General features: G+C 71.6%; 9 protein-coding genes. 1 reads left to right on the top strand and 8 read right to left on the bottom strand.

All coding sequences use genetic code 11. The features are described from left to right. Nucleotides 1-585 precede the first annotated feature (585 nt). Genes E1265_RS03335 through E1265_RS03320 form a run of 4 tightly spaced genes read right to left on the bottom strand, consistent with a single transcriptional unit; the run spans nucleotide 586 to nucleotide 3,312 of the window. Nucleotides 586-1,368 carry an EI24 domain-containing protein gene (locus E1265_RS03335; protein WP_243740501.1) on the bottom strand — a complete coding sequence of 261 codons (783 nt, stop codon included), beginning with the start codon at nucleotides 1,366-1,368 and terminating at the stop codon, nucleotides 586-588. 39 nt (nucleotides 1,369-1,407) lie between these two features. Further along, nucleotides 1,408-2,394 carry a 2,3,4,5-tetrahydropyridine-2,6-dicarboxylate N-succinyltransferase gene (gene dapD, locus E1265_RS03330; protein ID WP_132928681.1) on the bottom strand — a complete coding sequence of 329 codons (987 nt, stop codon included), beginning with the start codon at nucleotides 2,392-2,394 and terminating at the stop codon, nucleotides 1,408-1,410. A 10-nt stretch (nucleotides 2,395-2,404) separates the two neighbouring features. Beyond that, the gene (locus E1265_RS03325) at nucleotides 2,405-2,992 is read right to left on the bottom strand and encodes a TetR family transcriptional regulator (protein ID WP_132928680.1); all 588 of its coding nucleotides are present in this window, start codon (nucleotides 2,990-2,992) and stop codon (nucleotides 2,405-2,407) included. After that, nucleotides 2,992-3,312 (bottom strand): multidrug efflux SMR transporter, encoded by a 321-nt coding sequence (locus E1265_RS03320; protein ID WP_132928679.1) that lies wholly within the window; start codon nucleotides 3,310-3,312, stop codon nucleotides 2,992-2,994. The genes E1265_RS03325 and E1265_RS03320 overlap by 1 nt, the downstream gene beginning before the upstream one ends. Nucleotides 3,313-3,481: 169 nt before the next feature. On the opposite strand from E1265_RS03320, the gene E1265_RS03315 reads away from it, so the two are divergent. Then, nucleotides 3,482-3,718, top strand: a complete 237-nt coding sequence (locus tag E1265_RS03315) for a hypothetical protein (RefSeq protein ID WP_132928678.1) — start codon at nucleotides 3,482-3,484, stop codon at nucleotides 3,716-3,718. A gap of 69 nt (nucleotides 3,719-3,787) precedes the next feature. On the opposite strand, the gene E1265_RS03310 is transcribed toward E1265_RS03315, so the two are convergent. The 4 genes from E1265_RS03310 to sufC form a co-directional block, all read right to left on the bottom strand. After that, entirely contained in the window at nucleotides 3,788-4,126 is a 339-nt protein-coding gene (locus E1265_RS03310; protein ID WP_132928677.1) for a metal-sulfur cluster assembly factor, read from the bottom strand. Next, nucleotides 4,123-4,602 carry a Fe-S cluster assembly sulfur transfer protein SufU gene (gene sufU, locus E1265_RS03305; RefSeq protein ID WP_132928676.1) on the bottom strand — a complete coding sequence of 160 codons (480 nt, stop codon included), beginning with the start codon at nucleotides 4,600-4,602 and terminating at the stop codon, nucleotides 4,123-4,125. Before sufU ends, E1265_RS03310 begins: the two co-directional genes overlap by 4 nt. Before the next feature lie 14 nt (nucleotides 4,603-4,616). After that, nucleotides 4,617-5,876, bottom strand: a complete 1,260-nt coding sequence (locus tag E1265_RS03300; RefSeq protein WP_132928675.1) for a cysteine desulfurase — start codon at nucleotides 5,874-5,876, stop codon at nucleotides 4,617-4,619. A gap of 85 nt (nucleotides 5,877-5,961) precedes the next feature. Further along, entirely contained in the window at nucleotides 5,962-6,723 is a 762-nt protein-coding gene (gene sufC / locus E1265_RS03295) for a Fe-S cluster assembly ATPase SufC (protein ID WP_132928674.1), read from the bottom strand. Nucleotides 6,724-6,726 lie beyond the last annotated feature (3 nt).

The raw sequence follows: 6,726 nt of genomic DNA, 5'->3' as shown, positions 1-6,726 counted from the left end.
CGCCCCTCCTGCCCGCCGACGAGGCCCTCACCGAGCGCCTCACCGAGGCCCTCCGCGTGGCGCTCGCCGAGCCGGCCTCCGCCTGAGCGGACCGGCCTCCGGCCGGCAGCCCTGGCCGGGCGGGAACCGCCACGCCGGCACGTGGGCGGCGTGTCCGCGAACGCGGCCACAGCGAACCGGCCGCGCACCACCGCCCGATTCCGGCGGGGCGAAGGGCGCCGCCGGAATCGGCGGCGAAACCGCCCGCTATCGGCGGCCCAGCGCGTGCCGAACACCCGGCCGCCGGAGCGGCGACACGCCACCCGCCGAAGGCCGCTCACGGCTTGCCAAGGCCGCCACCGGCCCCGCGCACGCCGGCCGCCAAGGGCGACTCGGCTCTTGCCGAACGTCACCGCCGGCGGGTGGCCCGCGGCGGCGGCCATGCCGTCGATGCGGCGCACGCGCAGCCAAGCTGGCCGTCGCGGCACGCCGCGCGGACAGCGCCGACACGACGACGGCCATTGCCGACGGCGTCCGGCGTGGTTGGTCGCGGCCGGTGGCCGGCCCTCGGGCGCACGTGGCGCGCACGCCCGCCCCGTCAGTACGTCAGCTCCTGCCGAGCACCGGCGCCGGCGCGTGGCCAGGTGCCGCCGAATCGGCGGCGACGCCGCGCGCCAGCAGCGTCGCGCCGGCCACGGCGCCCGGCATGAGGAGGACGGCGCCCAGGGGTATCAGGTAGAGGATCACGAGCGGCACGCCGAAGCCGAGCGCCACCGGCAGGCGGCGGCGCAGCAGCCGGATCCGCTCCTTCAGCGGCAGGCCACGGCGGTCGAGCGCGGCCGAGGTGAGCTCGATGGTGAGGAAGAAGCCGGAGACGGCGATGCCGATCACCGGTATGAAGGTCTGACCGATCACCGGCACGAAGCCCAGCACGAACAGCGGGATGGTGAACATCAGCACCCGCAGCAGGACCCGGACGCTGTCGCTGATGGAGACGCGGATGTCCTGCCAGAACGAGCGCCCGTGGCCGGGGGGCGCGCCGCCCTCGGTCTCCTCGACCTTCTCGCCGAGCGCCTGGTAGAAGGGGTCGCCGATGATCAGCGTGACGGCGGTGAAGGTGACCACCGCCAGCATCACGCCGGCCGCGACCAGCAGCAGCGCGAACCCCACCCGGACCAGGGACTGCCAGGTGCTGTCCCAGCCGTCGGCGAAGGGCGTGGCCCAGACGGCGATGTCCCCGGCCTGGAAGGCGAGGGCGACCAGCGCGCCCGCGTAGACCAGGAAGGCGATCAACGCGGGCACGAGACCGAACAGCAACCAGCGCGGGTGGGCGAGCACCCATCGTTGTCCCTGGGCCAGGTAGCGCAGACCCGCCGAGAATCCGTTCACGCCGGTCACCCTATCGCCCACCGCTGACAGCCCGTCCGGTCAGTTGTGGCTGTGCAGGACCTCGTTGAGGCCGCCCCAGGTGCCGGTGCGCGGCAGGGCCTCGACGGTGCCGGTCGTGGAGTTTCGGCGGAAGAGGAGGTTGTTCGCGCCGGAGAGCTCCAGGGCCTTGACGACCGAGCCGTCCGGCAGCGTGACCCGGGTGCCCGCGGTCACGTAGAGGCCGGCCTCCACGACGCAGTCGTCGCCGAGCGAGATGCCGAGGCCGGCCTGGGCGCCGAGCAGGCAGCGCCTGCCGATGGCGATGGTCTGCTTGCCGCCGCCGGAGAGCGTGCCCATGATCGAGGCGCCGCCGCCGATGTCGGAGCCGTCGTCCACGACCACACCGGCGCTGATCCGGCCCTCGACCATGGAGATGCCGAGGGTGCCGGCGTTGAAGTTGACGAAGCCCTCGTGCATCACGGTGGTGCCGGTGGCGAGGTGGGCGCCGAGCCTGACCCGGTCGGCGTCGCCGATGCGGACGCCGGCGGGCACCACATAGTCCGTCATCCGCGGGAACTTGTCGACGCTGGTGACGTTGAGACAGAGCCCGTCGGCGCGGGCGGCGAGCCTGGTCTGCTCGATCCGGTCGACGGGGACGGGCCCGAGGTTGGTCCAGGCAACGTTGGCGAGCAGCCCGAACTGGCCGTCCAGGTTGAGGCCGTGCGGACGGACCAGGCGGTGGCTGAGGAGATGCAGCCTGAGGTAGACGTCGTGGGCGTCGAGCGGCTTGTCGTCGAGCGAGGCGATGACCGTGCGGACCGCCACCACCTCGACGCCGCGGCGGGCGTCGGGGCCCACCGCGCGGGTGGCCGCCTCGCCGAGGAGCTCGGCGGCGCGCTCGGCGCTCAGCCGCTCGGTGCCGGCGACGCCGGGCTCGGAGGTGAGCTCGGGCGCGGGGAACCAGGTGTCGAGGACGGTCCCTTCGGTGGTCAGGGTGGCGAGGCCGGCGGCGACGGCGCCGGTGGCGGTGGTTGCTTCGTCGGTCATGGTGATGACGCTAACGGGTGGCCCCGCCCGGGGACGAACCGGTCCGGCTGGCGGGCGGGGGCCCGGCGAGCGCGCGCTCGAACAGGGCGACGGCCTCCCGCTCGTCGTACGGCTGGCCGCTCAGCAGCAGTTGGATGAGCAGCCCGTCGAGCGCGGCGGTCAGCAGCCTGGCGGTGACCGGGTCGGGCACGAGCGGGCGCAGCAGTTCGGCGATGCCGTCCAGGACGCGGGCGGAGAGCGGGCGGAGGCTCGGGCGGCGCAGCCCGGCGAAGTAGAGCTCGTAGCAGAGCTCGGTCTCGGCGCGGCCGGGGCCGAGGCTGTGGGTGACGTAGCGGGCGAGCCGCTCGGCCGCCGGCAGCTCGGAGTGGCGGGCGAGGCGCCGGGCGAGGTCGGCGAGCCAGATCTCGTTCAGCCGGTCGAGGGCGGCGGCCAGCAGGTCGTCGCGGCCGGCGAAGTGGTAGGTGGTGGAGCCGAGCGGGACGTCGGCCTCGGCGGCGACGGCCCGGTGGGTGAGGCCGGCGATGCCGTGCTCGGTGACGACCCGGACGGCGGCCTGGACGATGCGCTCGCGCCGGTCGGGGTCGTACCGGCGGGCCATCAGTGCGCTCCTCCCAGGTTGAGCGTGACGACGCCGGCGATGACCAGGGCCACGCCGAGCACCTTGGCCGCGGAGGCCGACTCGTCGAGGAAGAACATGCCGACGAGGGCGACGACTGCGGTGCCGACGCCGGACCAGATGGCGTAGGCGGCGCCGACCTCCATGGACCTGAGCACCTGGGCGAGCAGCGCGAAGGCGACGAGGTAGCCAGCGACGGTGCCGACGCTGGGCCACAGCCGGCTGAGGCCGTCGCTGTACTTCATCAGGGTGGTGGCCACGATCTCCGAGGCGATCGCGGCGGCAAGCGTCAGATAGACCATGTGGACAAGCGTACACAACGATGTGTACGCCGGTACGCACCTCTGGTCGGCGCACGCCGGTGGAGTGACGACCCCGCGCGCCACCCCGGGCCGCCCGGGAGTTTCCGGTCATCCTTGCAGCGAACAGCGGCAATACCATCAGCGGAACATCACAGGGAGTGAAGAGCAGATGGCCGAGTGCGAGGTCTGCGGCAACGACTATCGGATGGCCTTCGAGGTCCGCGCGGCGGGCGAGGTCCACGTCTTCGACAGCTTCGAGTGCGCCGTCCAGCGCATGGCCCCGATCTGCGAGAACTGCCAGACCCGGATCATGGGCCACGGCCTGGAGACGGAGGACGGCCACTTCTACTGCTGCGGCCACTGCGCCCGTGCCAAGGGGCACGCCCAGCTGGTCGACCACGCCTGAACGCGCCGGTGCCTCCCGCCATCCCCGGTCGGGGGCGGCGGGAGGCACCGGGGGAGGAAGCGCGCCCCCTCAGACGTTGAAGCCGAGCGCCCGCAGCTGCTCGCGACCGTCGTCGGTGATCTTGTCCGGGCCCCACGGCGGCATCCAGACCCAGTTGATCTTCAGCTCGGACACCAGGCCCTCGGTCGCCGTCCGCGCCTGGTCCTCGATGACGTCCGTCAGCGGGCAGGCCGCCGAGGTGAGCGTCATGTCGATGGTGGCGACGTTACCCTCGTCCACGTGGATGCCGTAGATCAGGCCGAGGTTGACCACGTCAATCCCCAGTTCCGGGTCGACGACGTCCATCATCGCCTCCCGGATCTCCTCCTCGCCCGCCGGCTTGGCGGTGATGGTCTCGGTGTCGCTCATGACGTCGTCCTCTCCTTCACCAGGCTGTCGCCCAGGGCCTGTGCGGTGGCGTCCTTCCAGGCCATCCAGCTCAGCAGCGCGCACTTCACCCGCGCCGGGTACTTGGAGACGCCGGCGAACGCGACCGCGTCCTCCAGCACCTCCTCCATCGCGTCGTCCGGGGTGACCTGCCCCTTGGACTGCATCAGGCGCAGGAACGTGCCCTGGATGGCCAGCGCCTCCCCCAGGTCCTTGCCGACCAGCAGCTCGTTGAGCACGGAGGCGCTCGCCTGGCTGATCGAACACCCCTGGCCCTCGTAAGAGACGTCGGCGATGGTCTCGCCCTCGTACCGCACCCGAAGCGTGATCTCGTCGCCGCAGGTCGGGTTCACGTGGTGGACCTCGGCGTCGCCGTCGCGCAGCCCGCGCCCGTGCGGGTTCTTGTAGTGGTCCAGGATCACGTCCTGGTACATCGACTCAAGCGCTCCCAGCTGCATGCGTCACACCGTCCCTATCCGAAGAAGCCACGCACGTAGGTGAGGCCTCGGACCAGGGCGTCGACCTCGGCCGGCGTGGAGTACAGATAGAACGACGCCCGCGTGGTCGCCGGAATTCCGTACCGCAGGCACACCGGCCTGGCGCAGTGGTGGCCGACCCGGACCGCGATGCCCTGCTCGTCGAGCACCTGCCCCACGTCGTGCGGGTGGATGTCGGCGAGGGTGAAGGACACCGTTGCGCCCCGGTCCTCCTCGCTGACCGGGCCGATGATCCGCAGGTCGGGCACCTCGGCGAGGCGCTCGAGCGCGTAGCGGGTGATGGCGTGCTCGTGGGCCGCGATCCGCTCCATGCCGATGCCGCTCAGGTAGTCGACGGCCGCCCCCAGGCCCACGGCCTGCGCGACCGGCGGCGTGCCGGCCTCGAACTTGTGCGGCGCCGGCGCGTACGTCGAGGAGCTCATGGTGACCGTCTCGATCATCTCCCCGCCGCCGAGGAACGGCGGCAGGTCCTCCAGGAGCTCCTGCCGGCCCCACAGCACGCCGATGCCGGTCGGCCCGCACATCTTGTGGCCGGTGAAGGCCACGAAGTCGGCGCCGAGCGACTGGACGTCGAGCGGCATGTGCGGGGCGGCCTGCGAGGCGTCGATCACCACCAGGGCGCCAACCTGCTGGGCGCGCCTGACGATCGCCTCGACCGGGTTGACCGTGCCCAGCACGTTGGAGACCAGCACGAAGGAGACGACCTTGGTGCGCTCGGTGATGACCTCGTCGATGGTCGACAGGTCGAGCCGGCCGTCGTCGGTGAGGCCGAACCACTTCAGCTTCGCGCCCGTGCGCTGCGCCAGGAACTGCCACGGCACGATGTTGGAGTGGTGCTCCATCTCCGTGATGACGATCTCGGTGCGGTCGTCCACCCGGTAGGGCTCCTCGGCCCAGCCCAGCATGTTGGCCACCAGGTTGAGCGACTCCGAGGCGTTCTTGGTGAAGATCACCTCGTCCCTGCTCGGCGCGTTGATGAACGAGGCGACCTTGGTGCGGGCCCCCTCGTAGAGCGCGGTGGCCTCCTCGGCCAGCACGTGGACGCCGCGGTGCACGTTGGCGTGGTGGCGCTCGTAGTAGTCCGCGAGCGCGTCGAGCACCTGGCGCGGCTTCTGGGAGCTGGCCGCGTTGTCCAGGTAGACCAGGGGCTTCCCGTCGTGCACGGTGCGGTGCAGGATCGGGAAGTCCTTGCGGATCGCCTCGGTGTCGAGGAGACCGGGCAGCGTATGGCTCACGAGCCCTCCTTGTTCGCTTCTCCGCCCGCGCGGCACGGCAGAGCTCTCATCGAAACCCGCGGCCCGGCAGCCGCGCGTGCGTCGCTCACGAAACGGCCCCCTTGGTGTACTGCTCGTAGCCCTCGGCCTCGAGCTTGTCGGCCAGCTCGGGACCCGCGGACTCGACGATCCGGCCGCCGGCGAAGACGTGCACGTGGTCCGGCTTGATGTAGCGCAGGATGCGCGTGTAGTGGGTGATCAGCAGGGTGCCGACCTCGCCGCCCTCGCGCAGCCGGTTGACGCCCTCGGAGACGATCCGCAGCGCGTCGATGTCGAGGCCCGAGTCGGTCTCGTCCAGGATGGCGATCTTCGGCTTCAGCAGCTCGAGCTGCAGGATCTCGTGGCGCTTCTTCTCGCCGCCGGAGAAGCCCTCGTTGACGTTGCGCTCGGCGAAGGCCGGGTCCATCTCGAGGCGTTCCATGGTCTCCTTGACCTCCTTCACCCAGGTGCGCAGCTTGGGGGCCTCGCCGCGAATGGCGGTGGCCGAGGTGCGCAGGAAGTTGGAGACCGAGACGCCGGGCACCTCGACCGGGTACTGCATGGCGAGGAAGACGCCGGCGCGGGCCCGCTCGTCGACGGACATCTCCAGCACGTCCTCGCCGTCCAGCGTGACAGTGCCGCCGGTGACGGTGTACTTGGGGTGGCCGGCCAGCGAGTAGGCCAGGGTGGACTTGCCGGAGCCGTTGGGGCCCATGATGGCGTGGGTCTCGCCCTGCTTCACGGTCAGGTCGACACCGCGCAGGATCTCGGTGGAGCCGGTCTCGGTCTCGACGGAGACGTGCAGGTCGTGGATCTCAAGCGTTGCCATGGG

It is taken from the genome of Streptomyces sp. 8K308 (genome assembly GCF_004348315.1).
Classification (GTDB): Bacteria; Actinomycetota; Actinomycetes; order Streptomycetales; family Streptomycetaceae; genus Streptomyces.
The sequence above is the reverse complement of the archived record's forward strand: the minus strand, read 5'-3'. Positions and strand labels throughout refer to the sequence as shown.

Bases quoted from the DNA above. Each gene is read 5' to 3' on its own strand.
- dapD (WP_132928681.1), bottom strand. From the start codon at position 2,394: ATGACCGACGAAGCAACCACCGCCACCGGCGCCGTCGCCGCCGGCCTC.
- E1265_RS03325 (WP_132928680.1), bottom strand. From the start codon at position 2,992: ATGGCCCGCCGGTACGACCCCGACCGGCGCGAGCGCATCGTCCAGGCC.
- E1265_RS03320 (WP_132928679.1), bottom strand. From the start codon at position 3,312: ATGGTCTATCTGACGCTTGCCGCCGCGATCGCCTCGGAGATCGTGGCC.
- E1265_RS03315 (WP_132928678.1), top strand. From the start codon at position 3,482: ATGGCCGAGTGCGAGGTCTGCGGCAACGACTATCGGATGGCCTTCGAG.
- E1265_RS03310 (WP_132928677.1), bottom strand. From the start codon at position 4,126: ATGAGCGACACCGAGACCATCACCGCCAAGCCGGCGGGCGAGGAGGAG.
- sufU (WP_132928676.1), bottom strand. From the start codon at position 4,602: ATGCAGCTGGGAGCGCTTGAGTCGATGTACCAGGACGTGATCCTGGAC.
- sufC (WP_132928674.1), bottom strand. From the start codon at position 6,723: ATGGCAACGCTTGAGATCCACGACCTGCACGTCTCCGTCGAGACCGAG.